The following is a 26137-nucleotide window of genomic DNA, read 5'->3' on the forward strand; positions in this document are numbered from 1 at the left end:
TCGCGCAACCGCGCTATTGCATCCATGAAGGCGAACTATTAACGTTGCATTTACGCCACATGGACTCATAAATCCCATGTGGTTTTTATTTTCTCGAGAAATTATTGGCCAGCCACTTGGAATTTAAGTCCACAGGCTGGCCTTTTTAGTTTGCTAAATCACCTACCAGTCAAAGTGAAATCGCACTTAAAAAATTTTTGGAGGAAACAATATGATAAATAAGCGGGACAAGAAAGTAACACGGCAGAGTAACAAGTTAATGCTCGGACTAATTCTCACGGCTGCACTGGCAATTAGCTTCGTTGGTTGTGGCAAGAAAACGGCAGCTAAGGATAACGAACCAATCAAGATTGGCATTCTTCAACTCATCGACCAAACGGCCTTAACAGATGCGCGGAAAGGCTTTGAAGCAGAACTCGCAGCAGCAGGTTACAAGGGTAAGAAGATTAAGATTGATTATGTGAACGCCCAGGGTGATCAGAGTAACCTACGGACAATGAGTGAGAAACTAAAGAAGGACCAAAACGTCGTCAACTTGGCACTTGCAACACCAGCGGCCCAGGCCCTCCAGAAAGTGGACCCAGACACGCCCATGGTCTTCACCGCTATCACCGATCCAAAGGAAGCCGGCCTCACCACTAATCTCAAACAGCCGGATACGAACGCCACTGGTGTGACGGACAATGTTTCCATGAAACTGCAAATTAAATTTCTCCACCATCTGCTGCCAAAAGCGCAAACAGTCGGGATTATCTACAATGCTGCAGAATCAAACTCGCTTACGCAGGTCAAAGAGGCTGAGAAGGAACTGAAACAGCTGGGAATTAAGGTGAAGAAATTGACCGTGGCGACGACAAACGACGTGGATCAGGCAACACGCTCGATGGCAAAGAAAGTCGACGCCATCTACCTACCAACTGACAACACGATGGCCGCCGCGATGGTGACAGTGGGTAAGATTTCAAGAAAGACTAAGGTCCCAGTTATTCCTGGTGCAAGTACCATGGTGCGGGATGGTGGTGTTGCTAACGAGGGACTAGATTATGAGAAACTTGGCCGCCAAACGGCTAAGTTAGCCATCAAAATCATCAAGGGCCAGCAGGTTTCTGATCTCCCAGTCGAACAGCCAAAAGACATCACAATTATTAAAAATGAAAAGATGATGCAGGCGCTGGGTATTTCAGACGATCAATTAGAATAGATCCGCATCAGCTGAAAATTGGCACAATAAAAATTAGGCCAACACTCTTGAACAGAGATTGTCAGCCTGATTTTTCTATTCTTGGTGTGCCCGATGCCACTCCTTAATCTGTTCTAGACGTGCCTTAAACCGCACCTCTTGGCCCTCGATTGTCGGTAAATAATACTCGTGACCGGCGACCGATTCCGGCATTGTGTCCATCGTCGTTAACTTATCCTTAGTTGCATGGGCGTATTCGTAATCTTTACCATAGCCTAGATCCTTCATCAACTTCGTTGGTGCATTTCTAATCTGCAAAGGAACCGGATCATTCGCAGTCTGCTTGACGTCCTTTGCCGCAGCATTCTTGGCCGCATAAACCGCATTAGACTTCGGCGCAAGCGCCATATAAGTCACCGCCTCTACCAGATGGACATCGCACTCAGGCATCCCCAGAAACTGACAAGCCTGAAAAACGTTTATGGCTACGTTCAGCGCGTTAGTGTCTGCTAAGCCAATGTCTTCCGCTGCAAAGCGGACAATGCGGCGGGCGATATAAAGCGGATCCTCGCCACCTTCAAGCATCCGTAGTAGCCAGTAGATCGAAGCATCTACGTCACTATTGCGCATTGATTTATGCAGAGCCGAGATAATGTTGTAGTGCTCTTCACCGTTCTTGTCGTACAGGACAAATTTACGGGTAATTAGTTGGGCCAGGCTGGACGTGGTCACCGTAATCTCAGAGCCATTCTTCTCACCGTTCAAGACGGCCATTTCCAGCGTGTTGAGGGCCATCCTTGCATCCCCATCGGCGAAATTTGCAATGGAATGAAGTTCCGCAGCACCGATCTTGACATGCTGTTTCAAAAATCCAGCAGGATTGGTGAGCGCATTTTGCAGCAGCTGGCTGATTGCAGCAGTCGTCAATGCCTTCAGTACGAAAACCTTGCAGCGTGATAATAAGGCCGAGTTCACCTCAAACGAAGGGTTCTCGGTCGTTGCCCCAATCAAAATAATGCTGCCTCGCTCGACATAGGGCAAGAACGCATCCTGCTGTGCCTTATTGAAACGGTGAATCTCATCAACAAAAACCATCGTCTGTTGCCCAATCTCCCGGTCAAGCTCGGCCTGTTGCATGATCTTTTTAATCTTACTAATACTACTATCGACGGCGCTAAAGCTCAAAAAATTCGATTTGGTTGTCCGGGCAATAATCTCGGCGAGAGTGGTCTTCCCGACTCCTGGCGGCCCCCAGAAGATCATCGATGATACCTGGTCATTCTCGATGATTTCACGCAGGATTTTGCCGGGACCAAGCAAATGGTCCTGACCGACAAATTGCGCCAGCGTTTGCGGTCTCACCCGACTCGCGAGTGGCGTATTGTCTACTTGGTTTGCAAAAAGTGATTCTTGTTTCATGATAACCGCCTGTTCTTGTGCAACTTAGTTTAGCTAAATTTACTACCAATAATTATACCGCATTAACCAAACATCTGTTCACCTTTTGCCTAATAGAAAAAAAGCCATTCAAGTTTAACCTCCTCACAGAGGCAATTTGAATGGCTTAAATGAAATATCGTCACCTTATTTTTCGTATGTGCTCAGCTTGAAGACAACCTTGTCCTTTGGTGCAAGCTGGATCTCGCCTGCACCCTTTGTGGCATCCTGACCATTTACCGTGAAGGTCCAGTAAGCGCCAGCTTGGTCGTCTTGTTCTACACCATTGATCGCCGAGACGAATCCCTTACTTTCGGTCACCCGATAGCTCTTCTTCAAGGCGGCTAAAACTGACTCGCCCTTTTTGAACGACACCTTCTTGTTGCCTAGCACCTTGTTGTTGGTTCGATCAAACACCTTAATTGTTGCCGTTTGGTTCGCGACAGAACTTGATTTAGTTTGTGTATTGTCTGTTGACTTCTCCTGATTGCTGCAGCCCACTCCTAGGAGCAGTATTGGTAATACCGCCACAACCAAAATTCTTAGCAGTTTTTTCATTAAAAAATTTCCTTAATATTAGTATTACAGCCCGCACTTCAATTGTACTTTACAGTTGGTGCACGTGGTACAGCCACCAATCTTCTCCACAATTCCCTTGTGGCAGATTGGACAAATGTTTCCTTCGTCGACACCCTCGACACGGCCGGTAAACAGGCCTGTGAGCTCTTCATCAGTGGGGGCACACTGTTCTTTTGTGTCGTCCGTATCGGTAATTACGTGTAGCTCAACTTGTTCAACGGCCTTGACAGGTTCATCGGTCGTCTTAGCCTTACTTGTATCATCGTCATCCAGTAAGTTATCCATCGTGTTTTCTTCATTAGTGAGGGTCAGCACCTGTGAATCACGGCTACCATCCACGTAGACGGTACCCCCTTTTGCACCACCATCGTAGAGGTCTTGGTACACCTGGGCAACTTGTTCCACGCTGTAGCCTCTTGGCGCGTTGACGGTCTTCGAGATAGAACTATCAACCCAGCGCTGAATGACACATTGAACGTCAACGTGCTCCTTTGGAGAAAGCTCCATTGCCGAGACGAAGAAATCAGGTAAGTTTTCCTTAGTTGTCCCCGGATGACTTGCAAGGTATTCATCAACAATTGCAGCGTTTACTTCGATGAATTTGCCCAGACGACCTGAACGGAAGTATGAGAATGAGTAGTATGGCTCTAAACCGGTTGAGACGCCGGTCATAGTCCCAGTCGAGCCAGTAGGAGCAACCGTTAACAGGTGTGAATTTCTAATCCCATACTTCAAGACATCTTGGCGAATGTCCTCAGGCATCTTCTTCATGTAACCGGTATTGATAAATTTCTCCCGTAAAGCTGCTGTCTCTGCGGCAGTTTGGCCAACCAAGAATGGGAAACTACCTTTAGTCTTAGCTAACTCTATTGATTGTCGGTAAGCGGTCGTTGCGATAATTTCAAACAGATGATCGATCAATTGGTTACCCTCAACTGAACCATACCGTTTCTCACAGTAAATCAACAGGTCTGCGAGACCCATGATGCCCATGCCAATCCGTCGTTCTCCCTTAGCTTGCCGCTCGTTTTTGTCGAAAAAGTATGGCGTAGCATCAATAACGAGATCCTGGAATTGCACGGCGTGACGCACAACCCGTTTCAGCTTCTCTTCATCCACAGTCTTAGTTTCTTTATTCACGAAATTAGCTAGGTTCAAGGAAGCCAGGTTGCAGACTGCATATGGGGTCAGTGGCTGCTCACCACAAGGGTTGGTAGCTACAACCTTTTGACCGTAAGCAGTTGCATTCGTCATCTCGTTTGCGTTATCGATGAAGAAAATTCCGGGTTCAGCAGAGTAGGTTGCACAAAAAGTAATCAAATCCCAAAGTTCACGAGCTTTAATTGTTCTGTAGGTTTTGACGGCGTGACCCATTTTTTCCCATTCACGCACATCACCGACATCCTGCCACTGCTCGTCATAGATGGCCATCTCCGCTTCATCGTAGTTATCGACGTCTGGAAATCTTAGTTCATAGTTGCCATCAGTTTTAACAGCCTCCATGAATTCCTTCGTTAAACAAACCGAAATATTTGCTCCGGTCAAGAAGTCAGCATTTTGAACGGAATAGCTACCACCTAGACGGAGCTTCTCCTCAATCTCGTGTTTGAACTGACTCTCTTCAGTATGCTCAATTGCCTCTTGGTAGAAGGCTTGCTCATCAGAAGAGAGTGGCTTGAAGTCTAGCTTTTCACTCGCTAGTCGCCGGACCAACTTGCTCTTACTGTTGTTAATCAAGTACTGCAATACTGACGGATTTTGGATTTTGGCTAAAATAAATTCGAAGATGTCTGGGTGCCAGTCGGCCAACATGATCATCTGGGCCCCACGACGAGATCCGCCCTGTTCAACCAAGTGAGTTAAGTTGGCCAGGTCATTCAGCCAGGAAATAGCCCCGGAGGATTTACCATTGACACCATGGACCACTGCAGCCTTTGGCCGCAACGTTGAACCATTCGTCCCGACACCGCCACCGCGACTCATGATTTCCATTACTTCCTGTCTGTGCTTGGCTAGCCCACCACGTGAGTCCTGGATGAACGGCATCACGTAGCAATTAAAGTAGGTCACCTCAGAGTTTGTCCCCGCCCCGTAGATAACTCGACCGGCAGGAATAAAGTTCTGGTGCACGAGTTCATGGTAGAAATCTTTTTCGAGCTGGGCTTCATCACTAGCTGCTGCACTGTGAGCAATTCCTGTGGCTACCCGCTTAGCAACTTGTTCGTAGAATAACTCTAGTGGTTTCTCAATCTCCGTTTTACGACGGGTCACAATGCCATCAGCCTCATCTAGTACGCCACGGAATTCTTCCTCGACCAATATCTGGACGATCTCACCATTAATCTCGGTCACGTTACCAATACCACGCGTGGGGTAATTGGGATCATCCTTCACGGTAAGCACGACCAGATCACCTACAGCTAACGTGCTGTTACTAGGATCTTTATAGGTATACCTGTCGAGCATAATTAGGCGCGCAATGCCGGTAAAAGTCATGTGCATATCTGGCGTAATTAGCGTAATTTCAGGAAAATTTTGTGTAATAATCGTATTGAGGTTCGTATAGTCCATAACTCTTGCTCCTTGGTTAATCTACTATATTTTGTGGTGCATAATTCAATTCTATACTATATAAGGTGTAATTCAAGACTTTAAAAAATAATTTTTCTGTGCTATGGCACACACGAAGGCAACTATTTAATAACCAAATTCTGCCAAAGCACTTAAAAAAACCTGTTAGATTTTGTTAATCTAACAGGTTTTGACCGTCCGGAAAATTTATTTAAGATAATCCCGTAAGCCAGAGACTAAATCCTTGCTGCTACTGTATACTTGACCGTTTTGTTTGATTAAGCCAATCACAAAGAGGTTGATGTATGCAAACTGACTCTCTGCTACCTCCTGTAACGCCTCTAGCTTAGCCTGATTCGTTGCCCCCTGTTGCCGTGAGTCCGTGTAGAGACCGACCACCGGGATGTTTTTGCCGAAAGCTAGCCCAATCTCAGCCGCCACACCGGCATCAAGCCCTACTCCGTCCAGAACCGCTACCACCAAATCACTGGCTACTAACTCGTTCGTATCACCTTTTGCGATAGCGATGCTGTCTGCATAAGCGTTCTTGTCATTGATACTGGCGTTCTCCTGGGGTAAGTAGACCTCTACATTAGGATATTCATTTCTAATCTGTTCGACCATATAGGCGTTATAACGGGCTTCTTGCTCAGAAAAAAGACCGTTTGCAAAATAAATTTTCGTCACAATTAATTCTCCAATATCTTCTTTAGTTTAGTATTAGTATATTCCATCACGCGCTCACCAGAAGTAGGATCATAGTCCAAACCGATTTGTTGTGCATTCTGGATTGCCAGGGCCTGGTACTGTTCCTGGATCTCTACCATATTCTGCGCCACCGTCTCTAGACTCGACATGTTGCTAAAGCGCCGCAACTCATCCTGCTCGGCTACAGTCAGGTACGAAAAGAGATCGCCCACGTTCTTGCCGAGGTTAACCTGGAAATCGTGCTCGAAGGCTACTCGCCATTCGACCTGCATGAGGTACTCACCCAGAATTCCGTCGAAGTAATGGTCTACGGCGTAAAAAAATTGATTGCGCAATATTCCCTTAACGACGTACGGACCAATCCACCAGAATTCATTGGTTCGCCGGAAGAAGAAGCCCTGGGACGGTTTCTTGCGGAAGTAGCGCCGATCATCTTGGACCAACTCTAATCCGGCTAATATGTGTGCGGGATCAAACAGCACCTGTGCAATTGGATCAGCTTTAGCCCAGGCACCAATCTCAGATTCTGGTACCAGACCCAAATCCAGTCGATTGCCATCAGTGAACAGCATTAAGAAGTTAAATCTCTTCGTATAATCGATTGGTCTTGGGGTAAGATCCATCGGGGTCTGCATTACAATTCGTTCCCCAAATTCATCAAGCCAACCACGCTCATCAATTAAATGTTGCATCTGATCATCTGGCACCACATAAATGATGTCGAAATCGGTAAATTCATCACTTCTTGCCTTATAGACCCGTGAGCCATTGGCAGCAATCGCCCGCACAACACCAAGCTTCTCCGCCACAGCAAAGATCAGTTGTCTCATCTCAGCCTTAGTTCGCATTTTCACACAACCCTTCCACAATTATTGTTTAGTTAAAATTACCTCTTTGGATACTTTAAATTAGCAACAGCTACTCCCTCATGCTCTAACAGTTTAACTTTCCTGTCTAGCCCACCACTATAGCCGGTAAGTTGCCTATTTTGGCCCAGCACCCGGTGACAGGGAACTAGGATGACAAGTGGATTTCTTCCTATTGCTCCACCTACCGCCTGTGAGCTCATCGACTTTTGACCCAGGCGTTTGGCGCATTTGACCGCGATATCCCGATAAGTGGTTGTTTGTCCATAAGGAATCTGACTGATCTCGGACCACACAACTTTGGCAAACTCGCTGCCTGTTGTCCTAGTCCTCAGAACAGAAACATCCGGTTCTAAGCCAGCGAAATAATCTGTTAGCCAGTCCTTAGTTCGGGATAATAGTTCGTTATTAGCATCTAAGTGCGCAGTTTGTTCAATCTTACTCAAAAGTTCTTTCGTCAGGAAATCAATCCCGGTCAGATTCTCACCGTCACTGCGGAGTAACAGTGTGCCAAGCGGTGAGTCAGTTAGGCTGTATAAGTCCATCGTTAGTACCCCGTTTCTTAAGCGGTATTATTTACCCTATTCAAGCTCTTTAATGGTTCTTCTCAACTTATTCTGTTGCTTGACAATCCACATCTGTTCGGGGTAATTATTCACTAATTCGGTCGCAAATTCAACCGAATCTTCGCCAACGACATCCTTCAGTGGCACATTGTCCGCTGCAGCTTGTTCGAAAATTCCTAAACCATCATAGATTACCGTCATAATACCATCACCTGCTGCGAAATTGTAAATATAGCGCTCAATAGCTGCATAAGCCACCGCGTAATCATGGGGTAACTTGGCCAATCTCGCCTTGTATTCACTATATTCCTTCTTATCTCCGACCAACTTCTTTAAAATATTCTCCATTAATGTGTCTCCCTCAGTTGTGTCAATTTAGTACCAATAAAATCCCACTTCACCCAGAAATCATCTAAATATGCCTTTCCAGCCTCATTCAATGAGTAGAATTTACGCATTGGTCCCTGATCCGACTTTTTCTTCTCAATGGTCACGAGTCCCTTTTTCTCTAACCTAAGTAGAACAGTGTATACTGTTCCCTCCACCAGGTTATCAAAGCCGAGGCTTACCAGATAACTGGTAATTTCGTAGCCATAGGTTGCCTTCTTATTCTTGATTGTCTGTAATAGAACACCTTCTAGTATGCCCTTTAGAATCTCGGTCATTCCTTCCAATTAGTACACCACCCGTCAGATATTTAACTATATTGTGCTGTTAAGTACCACTATATAGTATCGTGAAGTAGATAAGTTGTCAATTATGTGCCCCCACTTGAGCGCAAAAAAAAGACCCGTAGGTCTTTGCTGATTAATTCATGTTTAATTATGCAACTTCATTTGCAATCTGGTTCATGCCACCTAAAACGTTAATCACATTAAAGTGTAGTTGTGCCAGAAATTCCGTTGCGGTAAAGGACCGACTACCAGAACGACAAATAACGTAGTACAACTCGTTTTGGTCTAATTCATCAACGCGAGCACCCATTTCACTCACAGGAAAGTTAATGGCGTTTGGAATATGGTGTTGTTGATACTCGTCTTCCTCGCGGACATCAAGGACGTTGACCGAGCCTTGCTGCAATAAAAGTAAAAATTCTGCACTAGAAATTGACTCAACCACAAAGATTTCCCCCCAACAGTTATCTCTAACCATTATTAAACAGGGATTTGCAGTGCTTGTCAATTATCTTTTGTGAATTATTGCTCTAACTGACCTGGCCAAGCCTTAATACCGCCAACTAGTTCAACCACGTCAAACTCTTGACTAGCTAAGAACGCCGTCACCACTTGTGAACGATGGTCAGTGTGTGCGACAAAATAATATGTTTGCTCTGAATCTATTCTCCCCAAGTACGTGACAATATCACGAATTGGAATGTTAATTGAGCCCGGAATATGACCAGAATTGAACTCCGGTGCCTCACGGACATCAACTATTGGGGGATTGCTCGGAAAAATATTTTCGTAAAAATCGCTCATGGACATTTGCTTACTCATGCTGAACACCATCTTCTTCCTCATTTGCCTTAATTATATCAGGCGAATAAGGAAAGCGTTATTGGTAAACGTTTTCAATTTAAAAATACAATCTTACATCGATTTCATGCTATACTAATTTTAAATTTAATTTTCATCTGACAGGGAGAATGGGGAGGTAAGTTATGGTAAGTATTTTCAATTCAAAGCATATTCACTTTAATACGGGGCACGATTTCGATGATGAAGGCTTCGACCAAATAAAGGAAGCACGTCGCTTGTTTGACGAAGGGATTCTAACTGAAGCCGAATTCAATAAGATTAAATCAGATCGACTTGCTGAGCACTTGGAACCAACAGATTCACTTGAAGAGAACCTTGAAGCATTGGCATCATTTAATGAGCTGAAAGAGAACGGCATTCTGACGGCGCCGGAATTTGCCCACCTGAAAACCAAGTTTCTTGCACCGGAAAATTATGATTTAGATCGCGATACCGACGAGGTGCTAGAAGCCATCTCTACTGTCCACAAATACATCAATACTGGTGTAGTGAACGAGCAGGAATTCACGAACTTTAAACAAGCTTTATTGGCGGATTTCTAGCCAAGAGGATAAAACACTGAAAGCCATCTGATCTGGCTTTTTATTTTGGAAGAAGGAGTAACCGCCACAATGAATGATTTAGAAATTGCCCAGAAAGCCATGATGTGGCCCATTACGAAAGTCGCCGCCAACCTGGGGCTTAATCCAGACGACTTTGAGCAGTATGGTAAATATAAGGCGAAGCTCAACTTAGACGTGATTGCGGACAAGGCACCGACAAAGCACAAATTAATCCTCGTAACATCTATTAACCCAACACCGGCCGGTGAAGGTAAATCAACGGTCATGGTTGGCCTGGGTGATGCACTCAATCTCCGTGGCCTAAAGACGGTGATTGCGATTAGAGAGCCCTCCATGGGTCCCGTTATGGGCATGAAAGGTGGCGCTGCTGGTGGTGGCTACAGCCAAGTAATGCCCATGGAGGAAATAAACCTCCACTTCACCGGCGATATTCATGCACTCACTAGTGCTAACAATACGCTCGCCGCACTGATTGATAACTACATTCAACGAGATAATCAAATCGGTCTTGATCCACGACAAATAATCTGGAAACGGGCAATTGACGTCAACGATCGCTCACTCCGCAATATCATCACTGGCCTGGGTGGCAGAATAAATGGCATTCCGCGTGAGGCAGGATTTGATATTACCGCTGCGAGCGAGTTGATGGCCGTCTTGTGCTTAGCGACAAGTATTAGCGACTTGAAACAACGAGTCGGCCGAATCATTGTTGGTTACACCACGGAGCAAGAACCCGTGAGTGTTGCCGACCTGGGTTTTGCCGACGCGATTACGATCCTCCTAAAAGAGGCATTAAAGCCAAACCTCGCTCAGACCTTGGCCCATACGCCCGCCATCATTCATGGCGGCCCATTTGCCAATATTGCGCACGGCTGTAACAGCGTTTTGGCAACAAAGGCCGCACTGACATTAGGTGACTATACCGTAACAGAAGCTGGCTTTGGCTCCGATCTTGGCGCAGAGAAGTTTCTGGACATCAAGACACCTGTGCTTGGTAGAACTCCAGATGCCATCGTAGTGGTCGCTACGGTGCGTGCCTTAAAGTACAACGGCGGGCAAAAGCTGGGAGAACTAACCAACGAAGACCTCGAAGCACTGAGAAAAGGGATGCCAAACCTCCTCCGGCACATCGCCAACATGCAGCAGTATGGTTACCAACCGGTGGTTGCAATCAATCGCTTCACAAGCGATACACAGGCAGAACTTGAGCTGATTAAACAGGAATGTGCGCAGATCAACGTGACAGCTGTGGTTGCTAATAGTTGGGCAAAGGGTGGTGCAGGTACACTGGACCTTGCAGATGCAGTCGTTTCTGCTACCGCGAATCCCGTCTCCTTCCAGCCGTTATATGACCATAACGACCCTATCGAATCTAAGTTACAGACCGTTGTGACCAAGACCTACGGCGGCAGCGGCATAGTTTTGTCGGCTCAGGCCAAGCGCCAGTTACGCCGCATTTCAGACAACGGATGGGCTAACCTTCCCGTCTGTATCGCAAAGACCCAATACTCCTTCTCAGACGATCCACAACAACTTGGTGCTCCAGCTGGTTTCGAAGTTACTGTACGTGAATTGATTCCGAAGATTGGTGCAGGATTCATCGTCGCGCTGACCGGTTCGATTTACACTATGCCTGGGCTACCAGCCACTCCGGCGGCAGTAAACATGCATATCGATGCAGAAGGCAAAGTCGAGGGACTCTTCTAGCCACAGAACCTAATAACCGCTAAAAAACAAAGAGACGTTACAGCAAAGATGGCGATGTTGCCAGTTGCTGTAACGCCTTTTTTGCGTCTGTCTCCTACTTTGCGCCCAGAATCTCTTCCTTCGCGTGCACTAACTGCGTGAGGAAGGTACAATACGGCGTACTGATCCCGTACTTCTTTCCTTTGGCAGCGACGGCACCATTGATGTAGTCAATCTCGGTTAATCGCTGATTCTTGATTAAATCCTGGTACATGGACGGATAATGGAGCCCAATTCCAGCAGGATCGTACGTTGCAGTAATGTGCTCGTATACCTCGGTTTGATCAAGCTCTATCCCTTCTTTTGCGGCGACTAAGGCGAACTCATTAATGATTGTTTGGACCATTTCGGCAGCAGTGGATGTCGTCCCCACACCCGTAATATTTGTATCAAGGATTGTACATAAGCCATTCAATGTACCGTTGACACAAGCTTTACGCCAGATAGAATACTTCACATTCTGACTGTATGTTGCATTAAGACCTGCATCATCAAAGATTTGGACCACGTCTTTTGTGAACGTGGCACCCGCAGGCGCGAGATTCTGCAATTCGATGTTGCCAGTGCCAAACAACTTAACTTTGCCTGGCCCCTCCATCGCAGCGGTCCACATCGTGACTCCCAGAATAATGTGGTCCCGATCCACAAACTCTGCTAAATCTTCGGCATGACCCAAACCGTTCATCAGGCTAAGAACATACGTATTCTCTGTAATGATCGGCTTAATTTCTTCAAACATTTCCCGCAGGCCCATCGACTTCGTCAAGGCAACAATCAGGTCAACTGACTCGTGTTTAGCGTCAATTTCCTCGGGTGAGTATATCTGCATGTGCTCGACGATATCTTCACCGTTATAGTTCGCCCTCAGTCCATGATCTCTAATCATCTGGATGTGAGCTGCCCAACGGTCAATCAAGATAACCTCGTTTCCGGCCCGATGAAGCATTAGGCCTATTCTACTTCCCATCGCTCCTGCACCAGCAATTGCTATTTTCATTTTTTTGCCTCCTACACTTTTAGTATGCACTTTTAGTATAGTCACTTTGGCAGCTCCGTGACAGGATTTAAACGTAAAAAGGGCGTTATGATTCGCATAACGCCAGTTTCAGTTAACTGATTATTTACCTTTGGCCTGCTTCCGTTGTGCTTCCTTAATCAGCTTCAACGCGCGTCCCTTGGTCTTTTTATTCGGACTCTTCAATTCGCGATAGGCCCTTCCTAAATTCGCTTGCTTCATTTGCCATCTCTCCTAAAAATCTATTACAGTGCGCCACGAGCCTCAATAATGCGCTGCCCGAGTTTGGTATCCGGCAGTGTCTTAACCATCGCAGTAAACTCATCCAGGGGTAGGTCGGCGCCAAACAGCGGACTGCCCGGCTCAAGAATCTGTCCGTGCCGTAGTTCACCTAAGTCATAGGGCTCAAAGCCAAATTGGCTAATAATATTGGCTGCCTCTGCTCTTACCTCTGGATGATCGGTGGCAAATGCAATGACCTTCTTGACCCGCAGATTTCTATCAGCCTCAATCTCCAAGTCATGGTAACCCATATGATTAAAGGCCTTCACAATCTTGGCACCCTTGAAATAATCCTGCATTACTTCACTAGATGACTTGTGGATACTCGAGACATGGTTGATGGTTCCGTCAACCTCCCACCAATAATTCATTGCGTCGAGAACCAACTTACCATCGAGAGCGTTGCTCTCTAACCGGTCATACTTGCTCAAGGGCAGCGCCAGAATGATTGTGTCGGCACCGGCTAACACACCGGCTGTATCTACGACCCGTGCATTATGCGCAACAGCATTGATAATCCAGGCACTTTCCTTTGCCGGCTTAGAGTTAGCAATTAGGACATAATATCCTGCTTGGTCACCCAACCGAGCTAGCGTTGTACCGAGCTTTCCGGCTCCTAAAATTCCGATAACTGGTTTTGCCATTATTCTGCATCTCCTAGTAATTCTTTCACACGAGGAATCACAACTTCACCATAAAGCTTGATGGTCTTCTCACGATCAGATTGGAATTGACCACCAGTACCGTAGACGAGATCGAAGCGTTTCATGCCGAGATCCTTCATGTTCTTAGCAATTTTTTGTGCAACCACTTCTGGTGTACCGACATAGTAAGACCCTTCGGCAACTTCAAACTCAAAACGTTCACGAGTCATCGGTGCCCAGCCACGGTCGATTCCAATCTTATCCATCTCTTTCTTAATGTACTCAAACCCAATCTCCATTGCCTCCTCTTCGGTATCAGCAATCACACCGTGTGAGTGCATCCCCAGTGGTTCGATTGGTTGATTAAACTGCTCAGCAGCACGATTATAAAGATCAACATATGGCTTGAAGCGAATTGGTTGACCACCAATAATCGCCAACATCACTGGGAAACCGTAGTGAACCGCACGCACGATTGACTCTGGCGTACCACCAACACCAACGGTTGTTCTAATCTGGTGTCCCTTGTCGACTTTCGGGTAAATTTCCACGTCGGTCAACTTCTGGGTCAATGTACCATTCCAGCTGAAACGTTCGCCCTTCAATAATTCAGCCCACAGCGCGACTTTTTCCTCAAAGAGTTCATTGTAATTCTCCAGGTCATAACCGAAGAGCGGGTAGGATTCCGTGAATGAACCACGACCAAGCATGATTTCTGTGCGCCCATTCGATAGGCCGTCGAGCGTGGCAAAACGCTCATACACCCGGACCGGATCGTCAGAACTGAGCACCGTTACGGCCGTCCCCAGACGAATATTATTGGTTTCCTGGGCCATCGCAGCTAACACAATTTCAGGACTGGAAACTGAGAATTCATCACGGTGATGTTCACCAAGCGCGATCACATTAATCCCCAGTTCATCGGCCAGCTTGGCCTCCTGGACTAGATTGCGCAAAGACTCACCGTAAGTCATTGATTCGCCAGTCTTATCATCTATCGCCACATCACCAAACGTATTTAAACCAAATTCATATTTCGTCATTTTGCTCTCCATTTTTCAGTTAATTGATTTACTTACTTTTTGTTAGTAATAATATAATTCATTTTATTAGAGTATGCAAGCAAAAAGTTTCGCATTGTTAGTTTGACGACGCCGAGCCTTTTTCTCCGTTTACTTATGTTGGCTAAAAAATAAGCATCACTAACGAACCTGACACTACTACTCGTTAATGATGCTTAAATTATTTGGTGGGAAATACAACATGAAATGTTTCGAGCACAACATGCGAAGTGTGCCGGTTGAAAACCAGCTTGTGTTTCTTATAATCTCGGTGGAAGAATTTGGCGTGATTGATCTGCCAACTCAAAAGCGCCCGGTCTCCTTCGCCCTCCTTGAAGGCGTGCTCAGCACTAACATGACTAAATGGCACGACCTCCACGGTATCAATTAGAATGATACAAACGGGCTTGTGATCATCGTCAAGCAGTACATCATAGGTGCCTGCCTTTGGCAGGGACTCATGCGTCACATCATAAATCTCAAAGCCACTTGATGTGGCCGTTTTAACTCCATGCAGTACCAATTTTGCCAAATCGGATGCGTTAACGCCGAATGCCCATGCGTCGTTCAGGTCGGCATCTTGCGGTACGGCATTTACTTGTCTTGCCTGCTCAAAAAATTCTTTTGCGTTCATCATTCACCATCTGCCTAACACATTCGCTATTATCATCAAGTAACAACTATAGTTTCCACCAATACTACATAACATTGTATACTTTTTTTGCGAAAAAACGATGAAGATTTTATTTATTATATTATGACTAGTAAAATACCCGTCAAATTGACGGGTAACTAGAATTTATTAGACTGCTAATGGTGTTTCTACAAGCATTGACGGGCTGAAAATGGCCTCGGCAATCCGGTCCGCCGTAATCAGGCTATTATCGTTCACACCCGGGCGGAAACTGACATTTGTGAACCAGTGCTTCCCCTCAGTTGGCACACCCCAGAGATAAAGATTAGCTACCACTTCTTTGTCTGCCGTGATTAACCGGTCCGTCTGTTGTTCAACATTAATTGCCCGAGTCAAAAAACTAGTGCCATCAGCAAGCTGACGGGCGTCAAGTGAAGCTAATCCCCGCTCCAACAACTTTTTGATCAACGGATTTGCTGTCACCTCGTTGTCATTGACCGGAATCCGGGCGTCCACCAAGTACCGTGCTTCATATTGGAACTGTGGCTTACGCTTACTAATCGCTTCGAAATGGTCATTAACTGGGCGCACCTGCATCCCGGCTGGCACCAACTCCACAATCCCCACCTTGATTAAAGCAACTAGCTGTTTCAGTCGCAATACTGGTGGTCCTGTCGCAATGAAATTCTGTAATGGGGTATATTTTCTAATCAAGAAATCGAGGTACTCATCGTTTGAAAGGTATCCCTGTTCAACCACGAAACGAATTTGGTCGCGCAGATCCTTGAAGGCCTCCAGTGCACCCGTGATTGGACCATGCTTATTTCCCGCAGTCGCATCCTTAATAAGCTGCTGCAAGAACTCGACCACAAAATCCTGATAATTTGTGCTCGCGAGCGCTCGTTGCTCAGGATTGAAGACGAAATCTAGATCTAATTGTTCTGCTCGATCAAACAGCCGGTCAATGAGAACGGCAGGGTCAGTAGTCGCCTGATATTGCGTTCTAAAGTCGGCAATTTCTGCTTCCCGATCTTTCTGGTGGAGCAATAACGAGTAATAGACCAGCTCGATTTCTCTTTTCATCAGACCAAACAGAACATTACCCGTTAACTCACCGGCCTCACCCAACTGCGTCAGCTTTTCCTTGGTGACAAAACTTGGTCTGATTTTCTCACCATAACCTTTCTCATTGTTTGGCTTCGGGTAATACGGAAAGCCCCTTCTGGAGCCCGCAATGATGTGTGGCTCACTCCCAGAAACATGATAGTGCAACTTGTTGCCCACCGGCTCAAACCAGCCGCCACGCCCGATGGTTAACTCCGCCATGTAGTCATAGAAGCTGAGCCCTAGCCCACGGACAAAGACATTCTCTTGTGGTTGAATCACACTCAAGTCAGCATCGCCAGGGAACATTGGCGGCAGGTAAGTCACATTGCTTTTAGCTGCAAAATCAATCAGCTCTTGTTGGTCAATCGTCGCCTGGTTTGTGAAATGGCCTGAGGCGACAATGACGTTATCTGCCTCGAAGCTGCCCTCACTCGTAACTACCCGAAACCCCGGGTTCAGTGGTACCAAGTCCTGAACCAAGTCCTGGACGAACGTTAGTTTAACTCCTGCTGGAAGATGCTGCTGCAGTTGTTTGAAAACGAACCTTTGATAAACACCATAGAGCCGCCGTGGGGCATAATCATTTGGTCCCAGGCGCCTGGCAACAGCAATTAAATCCGCCGCGTCAGGTTCACCCTGCTCCGAAATAAAGTCAGGGGCAAAGTCACGCAGCCACTCATACAGAGTCGGTCCAGTTCTAAGCGGACCGTGCATTTGTACGGTCTCGTCAGTATAGAGTGTCGTATGGGCAGTTGGCGTGTTCATAATCAACTCTGTGGGTTGGTCAATCCGCCAAATATGCCCACCAATAGGAAATTGATCGAACAAGCGCACCTCTAACTCGGCTATCGCTTCATTCTCTTCGTGTTCTCTTTCGTACCAAGCCACAATTCTCGTTAGAGTAGCGATTCCCCGCGGACCAGCACCAATAATTGAAACTTTCATCGTCATCCTCCTCCACCAATGACAATTAGCATACTAGACAAAAACCCCAGCTGAAATCAGCCGGGGTAGCCTAACTATTTAACTTCACGAAAAAGAGTTTTCCGACGCAGTTTCTGGGAGTACTTCATCAACTCCAATCGTTCTGGCTGGTTTCGTTTATTCTTTGTGGTCAGGTAAAGTCTTTCACCAGTTTCTGGCGCCTCAAATAGTATATTCACACGCATGTTCATTCCTCCAAATATTTTCCTCACATTAAGTAAGTGTATCTTTAGAAGAATATTAGCATGCTACAATTAATTCGTCAAATTTTCGAGTCGCAAATACCCCCAGTGGTGTCCTAATCAACCACCGCACTATTATGATCAAGGTAATCAAGGAGCTCGTAAGTAGCCTGGTAGGCCTCGCAAGCATCCTGTGGCACTGCATAATGATTGGTGACTGACTCCATTTGACTCAGCTCAGACGAGAAGTCAAAGTTTCCGGCCAAGGCCTTATCCCTCAGCTGGACAAATAGAGCACGGACCTGGGCTAATTCAGGGTGCCGTTGCCCGTGGACCTTCACAATCTATTTGGTAAAAAATTCTAACTTTGGAAATTCCTCCGCAATAAATTTGGTCATGTTCATATTAATCCCGTCCTTTCATTTTCTATATAGTCCATAATACACGGGCCACCCACGTATAAAATTGATTCAAATCAAACTTTTCGATTGTTTATTCGTAATCTTTTTGCTATAGTAAGTTCAATTAATATTATTCACATCGGAGTATTGCCTTATGAGCGGGTTAAACAACTAACCAATTAGTTGAATAGCTAGACAAATTGATGCTTGATCGTCAGTTTGTTTGGTGTGCCCACAGGATACCTCTGCAAAAGCAACAATTAATTAAAGGTAGCTTGCTACCTTTTTTGTGTGCTCAGGTACCTTTTTTACAGGAGAATACCACTACATGAATACCGCAATGCTTAATAAAATTCAATTCGACCAAATTAGAGAACAGGTTGCCCACTACGTGCTGGGAAATCACACAAAGGAAAGGCTTGATGCGACTTTGCCGTCGTCTAACCTGGCCACTGTTAGCAATTGGCAACAAGAAACTAAGGAGGCTCGTTTCATCTTAGACAGCGGGCAGCACGTGCCCTTCATGGGGATTACGAGGATCGATGCGCTTTTCAAAAAAATCGCCAAGGGCCTCATTCTCACTCCGAATGAGTTGAGCACGTTCTCCGCTCACGTGGCCCAGATTGCCACAATTCTCCGGCACACAGGACGAAACACGCTGATTCTGCTGGATGAGCTTGGGAGTGGCACGGAGCCAGGAGAAGGTGCTGCTCTCGCAATTGCCGTGATGGAGTCCTTGTATCGCATGGGCGGGCTAATCGTTGCTACCACCCACTATGCTGAAATCAAGAACTTTGCCGAGCGCCACGCGGACTTTATTCCCGCAGCGATGGCCTTTGATAATGAGACCTTAACGCCGAAATACCAACTGCAGTTGGGGCAAGTTGGCGCCAGCCAGGCTTTATGGATCGCCCGGAAGATGCAGATCACTCCCGCTGTTGTGCAGCGTGCTGCGCACTACATCAATCACGCTGATTATCAGTTAGACAAGATTGAATTTAAAAATATCACGCAAAAAAGTACACTAAAAAAGAACACACGTCCCCTATTTAAACGCGGTGACCGCGTGCTCGTGAAGACCAATCATACGCCAGCTTTGATTTTCAAGGATGAAGATGAGATGCAAGACACGCTTCTAATCTCTCAAGATGATGAAATTAAAGAGGTGCTGAAGAAGCGCATCGAGTTGATCACACCGGCTACAGAACTGTACCCTGCCGGCTATAATCTGGATAATTTATTTGGCAAATATTCGGACAGAAAAAAAGAGCATGATCTCCTACGCGGTGCAAAGAGTGCGCAAAAGCGGCTCGATCAAGAAATGCGTGCGCGGAGAAAGGCGCAAGCCTAAGCTAGGGATTAACTCAGTGGGTCACGGCAATATTAACACACTTTGTTATAGTTTAGCTAACACTTGTGCACCAATTCCTAGGCCTAGTCGATGGGCTTGTGCACCCCAGCTACGATAATCATAATGCAAAACGTCCGCCAAAGAGTCCGCCGCGAAGAGAATTGGGGCAAAGTCAATCTTTCTAAATTGCGCACATGCAGCCATCCCAGCACATTCCATTTCGACCATCGCCGCACCCAGCTGCCGAAATTCCTTCACCTTTCTTGGTGTCTCTCTGAAGAAACCATCCGTGGTCCAGGTCGTAATTTCCGCATATGTCTGGCCAAGCTCATTCAGAATATCTTCAATTTGATCCAGGAAAGCCGACTGTAAATCAACAAACTGACCGGGTTTTATGTAATGAAACGAGGTCCCCTCATCACGAAGTGCCCTTATGGAGATCAACATGGCATTCTCTGGTAAATCAATGAGTGCACCTGCGTTACCAAAAGCCAGAACCTGCTCTACGCCGTAGGAAATAAGCCAATCTAGCAATTGTGTCGCTGCCGGCGCACCCAGTGGTGCTTGGCACAGTGTGAATTTCTCACCGTGATAATCAACTTCGTAGACATTTGGGCTAAATGAGATGGTCTCAAATTTGCCTGCAATTACGTGGGGGACCTGCTCCAGGAAATGCTCAACATCCTCACGTTCAACGAATGCAAATAATAATCGTCGCTGAAATTTAAACGGGAGTTTCTCCGTCCGAGGCTCGAGGACCGCCTTTTGATCTGGGTCAAAGTCTAACAGGAACTAGTCTGCATTCATCTTTCGCGCCTCAATTCATTTTTAACTGATTATAGCATACAGGCTTACTAACATTAATGGTTATGAAATTAAAGGCATGAGCCCGGTTCATTGCCGAAATCATGCCTTAACAGTTTAATATTCTAAATTTGTCTAACTTTTATATCGCCCTACCAGCCTATTCCGGTTGAAACAGGATCTTTCCCTGATTACTTAATAACGGGCGATTGCCACCACGGGTTCTGTGGCAGGATAATCATCTTCAGGGAGAATTCGCACCCTTCCCTGATATTGGAGCACCTGATCACTCAGTTCTAGCAGCCAGTCGCTTGGAGCTGTCAGGACTTCACTCCGGTTAATCAATAGCGTATCAATCCTACCCATTCGAGCGGCTTCCAGGATTTCCGTGCGATCGCTTAGCGCTAATTGCTGACTGCGTGCGGCATCGTACCTGTCTTGCAAAATCGCTACTAACCCAGCCTGCCATTGTTTCTGGAGCGGTGCTATTTCACTTTTCATCTGGGTTAAACTGAGATTTAACGGCGATTTCTGGATACTTAACTGCTCAGAGACATATGGATTCTTATTAATCTGCCGGAAGAGGCTCTGATTCTCTGGCAGGGCGAAGAGAATCACAGCCCTTTTGCGCTCAGCAATCAGCCCATTCAGATAATCAGCCACAGCTTGATAGTAGTTGCGGTGGTCAATCTCTTTCTCCGCGTCCAAAGTGTTATGCCCGTGAACGCCGACGCCGCCACTCTGACCGTTCGTGAACGAGCGGAAGTTTGTCTCGCCACCGCTTAATTCCGTTCCCAACGCCTTTTGTAAGTTCGTCGGTGCATCCCCTGGCAACTCCAGCTCATGCACTTCACCCTCACTTACTTCAAAGAGCACAAATGAGTCCTGGTTGAGTGTCAACAGGTCGAAATTCACGGCCAATTGCTGCGTCCCAATATATGGTAGTAAATTGGGCCAGTCAGCCACGTTAACTTGAGGTTCAACGTCAATTTTCAAAGGCAAGACAACCTGTTGAGTGGCACTCACGATTACCCCGAAGCTTTGTGGTAAATCACTGTCAGCCGCTAGTAAATCATCAGGCAGTTGGTCTAACTGGCGGTCAAATTTCTCCCAGTCTAATGCGGGATAGTTGGCTGTAAATTGCTCGGCCGCAGATTTTTGTAGCTGTTTCAGAACCAACCGGTTTTTAGTACTTTGGCGTGTCTGTTCGATTGGCAAATAAAGCGAGATAAACGGTCCTTGGTCAAGTTTAGCTAGTAACGATTTCAAATTAGTCTGGGTAAGAGTTGTTGTCATAAGTTACCTCCTTAGTAAGCTAACAATGTAATCTCGTAACCTTATATACCTAGCGTATCATGGTCCAAAACATCGGTGCTACTTTGCGGTTTGGTAACAGTGTGATTTAATTCTTTGCTTAATATTTTAAAAAAACTGGCGTAGTCAGTACTTTCCATGAATCATAAACACGATCGGATTCGTCAAAGTCAAAAAGCCAAATTACATTCACGCTTTCAAAGATGCTGCACTATTGGCCGCGTTGTAGCGGTTACCCCACTTTTCCATTTCAGTTATAACATCCTCAAGCGTCATCGCAAAATCAGTCAGACAATACTGCGGATCTGAAAAGCCAACACGAGATTCTCAACATTATTGCTGATCTCCTAGATTCCGCAAAAATAAAAAGTACGGTCACCAAAACGCTCAGCCCAATCAGCGCCGTTAACTTGCGTGAGGCACTCAGATTTGTGGAAACAAACCACATGCTTGGTAAGGTTGTCGTAACTAAATGATCAGATAATCTTGCTGAATTTCCGTATTCATTGACAGACTAAAAACGTAAGACCTACAATTAGATTGGTTAGCGCTACAGAAGTTTCAAAGACACAAACGGTTACTACAAAACATCGTAGGAATCGTTTTTATTTTAAGGAAAGGAAAGCAAAATGACAGTACAAACAGAATTAATGCGTAAATTAGATGCTGCGGAGGAAGAGATGGTCGCAATTCGGCGCCACCTCCACGAACACCCGGAAGTCTCGTTTCAAGAGAAAGAGACGGCCGCATACATCAAGGCTTTCTATCGAGACTTGGACTGTACGGTCACCGACTTCGGTGAAGGCTATGGCTTTGCAGTCGATATTGATAGAGACCACCCCGGAAAAAAGCTTGCTTTACGTGCTGATTTCTATGCGTTGGCCATTCAAGAAGATAATGACCTCCCCTTCAAATCACAGAATCCTGTTGTCATGCATGCCTGTGGCCACGATGCCCACACGGCATATATGATGGTACTCGCAAATTCGTTAATCGAATTAAAGGAGCAACTCTAAAGGGGAGCATCCGGATCATTCAACAGACAGCTGAAGAGGTCTCACCCGGCGGTGCCAAGGTAATGCTCGCCGCCGGCGTCCTGAACGGGGTCCACAAGATCCTTCGGAGGATTTCGCATACTTCGCACAAGCTAAGCCGAGTAGCTTCATCTACGTTGGTGCACAAGCCGCAGATGGTCTGAATCATCCGCACCACAGCCCCGACTTTTTGATGAACGAAGATGCTATCTTGATTGTCAGCAAGGCAGTGGGTGCTGCTACACTGAGCTACCTGCAGTGATTATTTATATTTGGTTGAGAAAATCACGTCGTTTTCTCAACCTATTTTTGTGGTAATTTCTACAAAAAAATACTCACCAATCGGTGAGTATCTTGTCTAAAAACGCCAATCTGGATATTAACGTTTTGAGAATTTTAAGTTATTGTAACAGGAACAAAGTTACCTAACTATCAAGGTTAATCCATTTGAATCCATACAATTTTTAATTAATTAGCACATCATATGGAAAAAACTGGAACAAAATTCTTCTACTTGGAAAACTTTGTGACCAATTGTGACCATTTTAAGTCGATTATCTTACTGAATCATAAAAATAAGAAGACTATTAAATAAGCGTCATTTAGTTTTCTAAAATTCTATTTTTACATAAAAACACTGTTAAACCATGATATCAATCAGTCATCATTTAACAGTGTTTTTATTACTTTAAATTTTGAAGTTTTAGGTTACTTACTTTTTACTAATCGATATAGTTCCAAAACACCTAAAACTAGACTAAATCCTCCTAAAATAAAATAGTCATATGTCGATTCAGCTTTTCCGGTATGTACTAATCTTGCAGAAAACCAACCTGTAAAAAATATAAACATAAACGCTAATATGCTTTTAGCAATTTTACTAGTCAAAATTTTTCTCATAGTACTTTTTTATACTCCCATTTAACAGATTGCAGATGTTTTCTATGAGAATCAGTATAGGTATAAGTTTTCCACGCATAATACTCATATCCTCTAGTACAATATTCCTTTACCGTATACCATTTATTTTTCGGATTCTTTCCAAAAATATCATTATAAACAGTGTAGGCTAAACCACCACCAGAAACATAGGGACCAACTACAGGAACAAAGCCAAGTAAACCAATAATAATATCCTTAGTAGCTCCTTTTAATCTTCTTAATGTATCTGCACTATATTTCTCTGTCGTCAAGTAATAATACTTTCTACCTGCATGTTTAAATGCTACCTTACAATTTGCATATGTAAAATTAATAAACGGACTAAAACCGCCTACACTTGTTGTGGGTAACTGGCTATCATTTACATCAACTGAATACACTTCTTTATTATTCAAATAGATAGTATATATACCATTGTTTGAAATGATGTGATATGAAGAGATTTGACCGTTATACTTAATCTTCCCACTTAATTTTGAAGAATTATCTGGAAGAATTTGCATTTCAGTTCCATTCATTAACTTCACATTCTGCCAAGTATCTTCACTATTCTTATTATTCAAGCTACTTTCAGCCGAATTTAATGTAGAAGCATTAACAGTATTAGAAACCATTCTTCTCCTGCTGTCAATAACATTGTAGCTGCCATTAAAGACACAAAACTCTTAGATACGCTTTTCATGTTTTCATTCTTCTTGAATATTAAATATTTTCTGATGCTTATTCTACCTCTATTAAATAAAAATACAAGTAATAACTAAAAAATTTCTAAATAAGACAATATTAAGTGAACCCCTTAAGTTGGAGAAAAACAACTTAAGGGGTTCAGTTCACACGCTTCTTTTTTATTTAGTAATAATATACCTTTATCTTATGTTAGTCGTAGATTAGGACATGATTCAATCTTAACTACTGAAAAATATTATCTGGAATTACTGCCAGAAAAAAAGCACTCGCAAGATGCGAATGCTTTAAATCTATTGGAATCCCTATAGCATTGTGACCATAGGTGACCAACTGAAATCTCGAAAACGTTGATATAAAAACATTCTTGAACGTAAATATTAACGTTTTGAGAATTGTGAAGCTTTACGAGCCTTCTTCAGGCCTGGCTTCTTTCTTTCCTTCATCCGTGAATCACGTGTCAGCATACCTGCACGTTTAAGAGCTCCACGGAAATCTGGATCTACTTGAAGTAAGGCACGAGCAATACCGTGACGGATTGCGCCGGCTTGTCCAGTGAAACCACCACCGTTAACGTTAACGAAGATGTCGTATTGACCTTCTGTTTCAGTGATATCTAATGGTTGTTTCAAATCTTGAATAGCCAAAGATGAAGGAATGTAATCTGCAACATCTTTTTTGTTAACTGTAATTTGACCTTTACCAGGAACCAGACGTACGCGAGCTACTGAGCTCTTGCGCCGGCCTGTGCCTGTATATGCAACTGTTTGAGCCACTATAATTGTCCTCCTAGATTAATTTGTTAATGTCTAATAATACTGGTTGTTGAGCTTGGTGTTCATGTTCTGCACCTGCATAAACATGTAACTTAAGAAGTTGATCATGACCAAGAGAATTCTTTGGCAGCATTCCCTTAACAGACTTTTCAACAAGCTTCTTTGGGCTCTGTGCAAGTAATTCGCCAGCACTAATTGACTTCAAACCACCTGGGTAATCAGAATGACGGTAGTAAATCTTGTCAGTAGCTTTCTTACCTGTAAGGACTAATTTGTCCGCATTAATGATGATTACAAAATCACCTGTGTCAGTATTTGGTGTGAATTGAGGTTTGTTCTTACCTCTCAAGATAGTAGCAGCAGCAGTTGACACACGACCTAGTGAAACACCAGTTGCGTCAAGTACATACCATTTACGTTCAATTTCACCTGGTTTTGCTAATGGGGTTGTACGCAATGTTCTTTCCTCCGTTTTCATGTTTGACATACAATAAGTTCCGGGGCTTATCGGTGGACAAACAATACTTGAATAATGTACCTGATTTTAGAACGTTTGTCAAATTTTCGTTTTGTCGAATATGTGTCAATGTCGTTCGCAAGTGATAATGTCTCAAGTAATCGCAAACGAAAATGTCCTAGGCCAAATTTCCTCGTAAAATAAAAAAGTTTCACCCTATTTTCACGTATTTATTAACAAGGTGTTTCGTGGACCACATCTCTGCAGATTAAAGTTGAGGGGGATGGTGTCTATGAAGGAATGGAAAGGTAGAAGCGGCTAGTAAGTGGATTTATTCAACTTATTGAAATTCATCGAGCAGCTGGTTAATGGTTTGAAAGCCATCGACTGGTTGATCAAGAAGATCAAAAAAACTCTTAATCACAAAGATTAAGAGCTAAGCCTTCCACGAAATCACCCAAGGTCAGAGGTCTACGCCAACCTCTGGCTTTTTTCGTACCCCCAGTGTAACACGACGCTAAAGGAACAAGTCAAGTAAAATTCTCATATCTTTTACTTACACACAAATACAAAAGTGTGTATACTGGTTAATTGAAGTTCCAAAAAAGCTTCACCACTTACACTTACTGTAGGAATGCGTGTTTAAAACCTCCAATTCCGAGGGTTCTGTACTCTGCCAGATGCAGCGTACACTTCTGGAATTGTTGG

General features: G+C 44.7%; 29 protein-coding genes and 2 pseudogenes. 7 read left to right on the forward strand and 24 right to left on the reverse strand.

What is annotated here, in order from left to right:
* The first annotated feature begins 211 nt into the window (after positions 1 to 211).
* Entirely contained in the window at positions 212 to 1201 is a 990-nt protein-coding gene (locus LA20533_RS02130; protein WP_371857347.1) for an ABC transporter substrate-binding protein, read from the forward strand.
* Between the two features lie 75 nt (positions 1202 to 1276).
* On the opposite strand, the gene LA20533_RS02135 is transcribed toward LA20533_RS02130, so the two are convergent.
* The 10 genes from LA20533_RS02135 to LA20533_RS02180 all read right to left on the reverse strand — a co-directional run bounded on the left by LA20533_RS02135 (position 1277) and on the right by LA20533_RS02180 (position 9403).
* Entirely contained in the window at positions 1277 to 2599 is a 1323-nt protein-coding gene (locus LA20533_RS02135) for a replication-associated recombination protein A (protein WP_056946562.1), read from the reverse strand.
* 165 nt (positions 2600 to 2764) lie between these two features.
* A complete protein-coding gene (locus LA20533_RS02140; protein ID WP_056946564.1) occupies positions 2765 to 3175 on the reverse strand; it encodes a DUF4430 domain-containing protein in 411 nt (136 codons plus the stop codon).
* A gap of 24 nt (positions 3176 to 3199) precedes the next feature.
* Entirely contained in the window at positions 3200 to 5767 is a 2568-nt protein-coding gene (locus tag LA20533_RS02145; RefSeq protein WP_056946566.1) for a vitamin B12-dependent ribonucleotide reductase, read from the reverse strand.
* A gap of 207 nt (positions 5768 to 5974) precedes the next feature.
* Entirely contained in the window at positions 5975 to 6454 is a 480-nt protein-coding gene (locus LA20533_RS02150; protein WP_056946568.1) for a nucleoside 2-deoxyribosyltransferase, read from the reverse strand.
* Between the two features lie 2 nt (positions 6455 to 6456).
* Complete coding sequence (locus LA20533_RS02155; RefSeq protein ID WP_236693777.1) at positions 6457 to 7323, reverse strand: aminoglycoside 6-adenylyltransferase; 867 nt, start codon at positions 7321 to 7323, stop codon at positions 6457 to 6459.
* 38 nt (positions 7324 to 7361) lie between these two features.
* Positions 7362 to 7886, reverse strand: coding sequence for a methylated-DNA--[protein]-cysteine S-methyltransferase (locus tag LA20533_RS02160; RefSeq protein ID WP_054745423.1), 525 nt, complete (start codon positions 7884 to 7886; stop codon positions 7362 to 7364).
* 36 nt (positions 7887 to 7922) lie between these two features.
* A complete protein-coding gene (locus LA20533_RS02165) occupies positions 7923 to 8255 on the reverse strand; it encodes a DUF1048 domain-containing protein (protein ID WP_054745421.1) in 333 nt (110 codons plus the stop codon).
* Positions 8255 to 8581 carry a PadR family transcriptional regulator gene (locus LA20533_RS02170; RefSeq protein WP_054745419.1) on the reverse strand — a complete coding sequence of 109 codons (327 nt, stop codon included), beginning with the start codon at positions 8579 to 8581 and terminating at the stop codon, positions 8255 to 8257. The genes LA20533_RS02165 and LA20533_RS02170 overlap by 1 nt, the downstream gene beginning before the upstream one ends.
* A gap of 148 nt (positions 8582 to 8729) precedes the next feature.
* Entirely contained in the window at positions 8730 to 9026 is a 297-nt protein-coding gene (locus LA20533_RS02175; protein ID WP_236693768.1) for a rhodanese-like domain-containing protein, read from the reverse strand.
* 77 nt (positions 9027 to 9103) lie between these two features.
* The gene (locus LA20533_RS02180) at positions 9104 to 9403 is read right to left on the reverse strand and encodes a rhodanese-like domain-containing protein (RefSeq protein WP_162254388.1); all 300 of its coding nucleotides are present in this window, start codon (positions 9401 to 9403) and stop codon (positions 9104 to 9106) included.
* Between the two features lie 164 nt (positions 9404 to 9567).
* On the opposite strand from LA20533_RS02180, the gene LA20533_RS02185 reads away from it, so the two are divergent.
* Both LA20533_RS02185 and LA20533_RS02190 read left to right on the forward strand, forming a co-directional pair.
* Positions 9568 to 9987 (forward strand): SHOCT domain-containing protein, encoded by a 420-nt coding sequence (locus LA20533_RS02185; protein WP_054745413.1) that lies wholly within the window; start codon positions 9568 to 9570, stop codon positions 9985 to 9987.
* A gap of 69 nt (positions 9988 to 10056) precedes the next feature.
* Positions 10057 to 11718, forward strand: coding sequence for a formate--tetrahydrofolate ligase (locus tag LA20533_RS02190; RefSeq protein WP_056946572.1), 1662 nt, complete (start codon positions 10057 to 10059; stop codon positions 11716 to 11718).
* A 94-nt stretch (positions 11719 to 11812) separates the two neighbouring features.
* On the opposite strand, the gene LA20533_RS02195 is transcribed toward LA20533_RS02190, so the two are convergent.
* From LA20533_RS02195 to LA20533_RS08755, 8 genes are all read right to left on the reverse strand, one after another.
* Positions 11813 to 12754, reverse strand: a complete 942-nt coding sequence (locus tag LA20533_RS02195) for a 2-dehydropantoate 2-reductase (protein WP_054745411.1) — start codon at positions 12752 to 12754, stop codon at positions 11813 to 11815.
* 120 nt (positions 12755 to 12874) lie between these two features.
* Positions 12875 to 12994: a putative metal homeostasis protein gene (locus tag LA20533_RS08650; RefSeq protein ID WP_162254389.1), complete on the reverse strand. Its 120-nt coding sequence runs from the start codon at positions 12992 to 12994 to the stop codon at positions 12875 to 12877.
* Between the two features lie 23 nt (positions 12995 to 13017).
* The gene (locus tag LA20533_RS02200) at positions 13018 to 13698 is read right to left on the reverse strand and encodes an NADPH-dependent F420 reductase (RefSeq protein WP_056946574.1); all 681 of its coding nucleotides are present in this window, start codon (positions 13696 to 13698) and stop codon (positions 13018 to 13020) included.
* Complete coding sequence (locus LA20533_RS02205) at positions 13698 to 14741, reverse strand: LLM class flavin-dependent oxidoreductase (protein WP_141322560.1); 1044 nt, start codon at positions 14739 to 14741, stop codon at positions 13698 to 13700. The genes LA20533_RS02200 and LA20533_RS02205 overlap by 1 nt, the downstream gene beginning before the upstream one ends.
* Before the next feature lie 199 nt (positions 14742 to 14940).
* A complete protein-coding gene (locus LA20533_RS02210) occupies positions 14941 to 15396 on the reverse strand; it encodes an ASCH domain-containing protein (RefSeq protein ID WP_307722781.1) in 456 nt (151 codons plus the stop codon).
* A 165-nt stretch (positions 15397 to 15561) separates the two neighbouring features.
* The gene (locus LA20533_RS02215) at positions 15562 to 17445 is read right to left on the reverse strand and encodes an FAD/NAD(P)-binding protein (protein ID WP_056946578.1); all 1884 of its coding nucleotides are present in this window, start codon (positions 17443 to 17445) and stop codon (positions 15562 to 15564) included.
* Positions 17446 to 17519: 74 nt separating this feature from the next.
* Positions 17520 to 17669 carry a 50S ribosomal protein L33 gene (gene rpmG, locus LA20533_RS02220; RefSeq protein ID WP_054745407.1) on the reverse strand — a complete coding sequence of 50 codons (150 nt, stop codon included), beginning with the start codon at positions 17667 to 17669 and terminating at the stop codon, positions 17520 to 17522.
* 113 nt (positions 17670 to 17782) lie between these two features.
* On the reverse strand, positions 17783 to 17932 hold the full coding sequence (locus tag LA20533_RS08755) for a hypothetical protein (protein ID WP_236693769.1): 150 nt from the start codon (positions 17930 to 17932) through the stop codon (positions 17783 to 17785).
* Positions 17933 to 18395: 463 nt separating this feature from the next.
* Here LA20533_RS08755 and LA20533_RS02230 point away from each other — a divergent pair, with 463 nt between their 5' ends.
* A complete protein-coding gene (locus LA20533_RS02230) occupies positions 18396 to 19418 on the forward strand; it encodes a MutS-related protein (protein ID WP_056946580.1) in 1023 nt (340 codons plus the stop codon).
* A gap of 45 nt (positions 19419 to 19463) precedes the next feature.
* Here the strand turns inward: LA20533_RS02230 and LA20533_RS02235 are convergent, their stop codons facing one another.
* Together LA20533_RS02235 and LA20533_RS02240 are read right to left on the reverse strand one after the other, a co-directional pair.
* Positions 19464 to 20207: a nucleoside phosphorylase gene (locus LA20533_RS02235; protein ID WP_054745404.1), complete on the reverse strand. Its 744-nt coding sequence runs from the start codon at positions 20205 to 20207 to the stop codon at positions 19464 to 19466.
* Between the two features lie 210 nt (positions 20208 to 20417).
* Positions 20418 to 21518, reverse strand: coding sequence for a baeRF6 domain-containing protein (locus LA20533_RS02240; protein ID WP_056946583.1), 1101 nt, complete (start codon positions 21516 to 21518; stop codon positions 20418 to 20420).
* 341 nt (positions 21519 to 21859) lie between these two features.
* Between LA20533_RS02240 and LA20533_RS02245 the strand changes: the two genes are divergently transcribed.
* Together LA20533_RS02245 and LA20533_RS02250 are read left to right on the forward strand one after the other, a co-directional pair.
* Entirely contained in the window at positions 21860 to 22012 is a 153-nt protein-coding gene (locus LA20533_RS02245) for an oxidoreductase (RefSeq protein WP_335622592.1), read from the forward strand.
* Between the two features lie 153 nt (positions 22013 to 22165).
* Positions 22166 to 22832, forward strand: a pseudogene (locus LA20533_RS02250) (M20/M25/M40 family metallo-hydrolase).
* Positions 22833 to 23278: 446 nt separating this feature from the next.
* Here LA20533_RS02250 and LA20533_RS02255 read toward each other — a convergent pair.
* Complete coding sequence (locus LA20533_RS02255) at positions 23279 to 23458, reverse strand: hypothetical protein (RefSeq protein ID WP_236702812.1); 180 nt, start codon at positions 23456 to 23458, stop codon at positions 23279 to 23281.
* An 8-nt stretch (positions 23459 to 23466) separates the two neighbouring features.
* Positions 23467 to 24126 carry a hypothetical protein gene (locus tag LA20533_RS02260; protein ID WP_236693770.1) on the reverse strand — a complete coding sequence of 220 codons (660 nt, stop codon included), beginning with the start codon at positions 24124 to 24126 and terminating at the stop codon, positions 23467 to 23469.
* A gap of 216 nt (positions 24127 to 24342) precedes the next feature.
* On the opposite strand from LA20533_RS02260, the pseudogene LA20533_RS08760 reads away from it, so the two are divergent.
* Positions 24343 to 24507: pseudogene (locus LA20533_RS08760) on the forward strand (site-specific integrase); the annotation flags it as partial.
* A gap of 69 nt (positions 24508 to 24576) precedes the next feature.
* Here the strand turns inward: LA20533_RS08760 and rpsI are convergent.
* Positions 24577 to 24972 (reverse strand): 30S ribosomal protein S9, encoded by a 396-nt coding sequence (gene rpsI / locus LA20533_RS02265; protein ID WP_056946585.1) that lies wholly within the window; start codon positions 24970 to 24972, stop codon positions 24577 to 24579.
* A gap of 13 nt (positions 24973 to 24985) precedes the next feature.
* Entirely contained in the window at positions 24986 to 25429 is a 444-nt protein-coding gene (gene rplM / locus LA20533_RS02270) for a 50S ribosomal protein L13 (RefSeq protein WP_054745398.1), read from the reverse strand.
* Between the last annotated feature and the right edge of the window lie 708 nt (positions 25430 to 26137).

Source organism: Amylolactobacillus amylophilus DSM 20533 = JCM 1125, assembly GCF_001936335.1.
GTDB classification, from domain to species: Bacteria; Bacillota; Bacilli; order Lactobacillales; family Lactobacillaceae; genus Amylolactobacillus; species Amylolactobacillus amylophilus.

Excerpts from the sequence above, each read along its gene's own strand:
- LA20533_RS02205 (WP_141322560.1), bottom strand. The coding sequence starts at position 14,741 with ATGACGAAATATGAATTTGGTTTAAATACGTTTGGTGATGTGGCGATA.
- rpmG (WP_054745407.1), bottom strand. The coding sequence starts at position 17,669 with ATGCGTGTGAATATACTATTTGAGGCGCCAGAAACTGGTGAAAGACTT.
- LA20533_RS02200 (WP_056946574.1), bottom strand. The coding sequence starts at position 13,698 with ATGGCAAAACCAGTTATCGGAATTTTAGGAGCCGGAAAGCTCGGTACA.
- LA20533_RS02155 (WP_236693777.1), bottom strand. The coding sequence starts at position 7,323 with ATGCGAACTAAGGCTGAGATGAGACAACTGATCTTTGCTGTGGCGGAG.
- LA20533_RS02230 (WP_056946580.1), top strand. The coding sequence starts at position 18,396 with ATGAATACCGCAATGCTTAATAAAATTCAATTCGACCAAATTAGAGAA.
- LA20533_RS02190 (WP_056946572.1), top strand. The coding sequence starts at position 10,057 with ATGAATGATTTAGAAATTGCCCAGAAAGCCATGATGTGGCCCATTACG.
- LA20533_RS02135 (WP_056946562.1), bottom strand. The coding sequence starts at position 2,599 with ATGAAACAAGAATCACTTTTTGCAAACCAAGTAGACAATACGCCACTC.
- LA20533_RS02240 (WP_056946583.1), bottom strand. The coding sequence starts at position 21,518 with ATGACAACAACTCTTACCCAGACTAATTTGAAATCGTTACTAGCTAAA.
- LA20533_RS02185 (WP_054745413.1), top strand. The coding sequence starts at position 9,568 with ATGGTAAGTATTTTCAATTCAAAGCATATTCACTTTAATACGGGGCAC.
- LA20533_RS02180 (WP_162254388.1), bottom strand. The coding sequence starts at position 9,403 with ATGAGTAAGCAAATGTCCATGAGCGATTTTTACGAAAATATTTTTCCG.
- LA20533_RS02165 (WP_054745421.1), bottom strand. The coding sequence starts at position 8,255 with ATGGAGAATATTTTAAAGAAGTTGGTCGGAGATAAGAAGGAATATAGT.
- LA20533_RS02160 (WP_054745423.1), bottom strand. The coding sequence starts at position 7,886 with ATGGACTTATACAGCCTAACTGACTCACCGCTTGGCACACTGTTACTC.
- LA20533_RS02260 (WP_236693770.1), bottom strand. The coding sequence starts at position 24,126 with ATGGTTTCTAATACTGTTAATGCTTCTACATTAAATTCGGCTGAAAGT.
- LA20533_RS02130 (WP_371857347.1), top strand. The coding sequence starts at position 212 with ATGATAAATAAGCGGGACAAGAAAGTAACACGGCAGAGTAACAAGTTA.
- LA20533_RS02210 (WP_307722781.1), bottom strand. The coding sequence starts at position 15,396 with ATGATGAACGCAAAAGAATTTTTTGAGCAGGCAAGACAAGTAAATGCC.
- LA20533_RS02140 (WP_056946564.1), bottom strand. The coding sequence starts at position 3,175 with ATGAAAAAACTGCTAAGAATTTTGGTTGTGGCGGTATTACCAATACTG.
- LA20533_RS02145 (WP_056946566.1), bottom strand. The coding sequence starts at position 5,767 with ATGGACTATACGAACCTCAATACGATTATTACACAAAATTTTCCTGAA.
- LA20533_RS08650 (WP_162254389.1), bottom strand. The coding sequence starts at position 12,994 with ATGAAGCAAGCGAATTTAGGAAGGGCCTATCGCGAATTGAAGAGTCCG.
- LA20533_RS02215 (WP_056946578.1), bottom strand. The coding sequence starts at position 17,445 with ATGAAAGTTTCAATTATTGGTGCTGGTCCGCGGGGAATCGCTACTCTA.
- LA20533_RS02195 (WP_054745411.1), bottom strand. The coding sequence starts at position 12,754 with ATGAAAATAGCAATTGCTGGTGCAGGAGCGATGGGAAGTAGAATAGGC.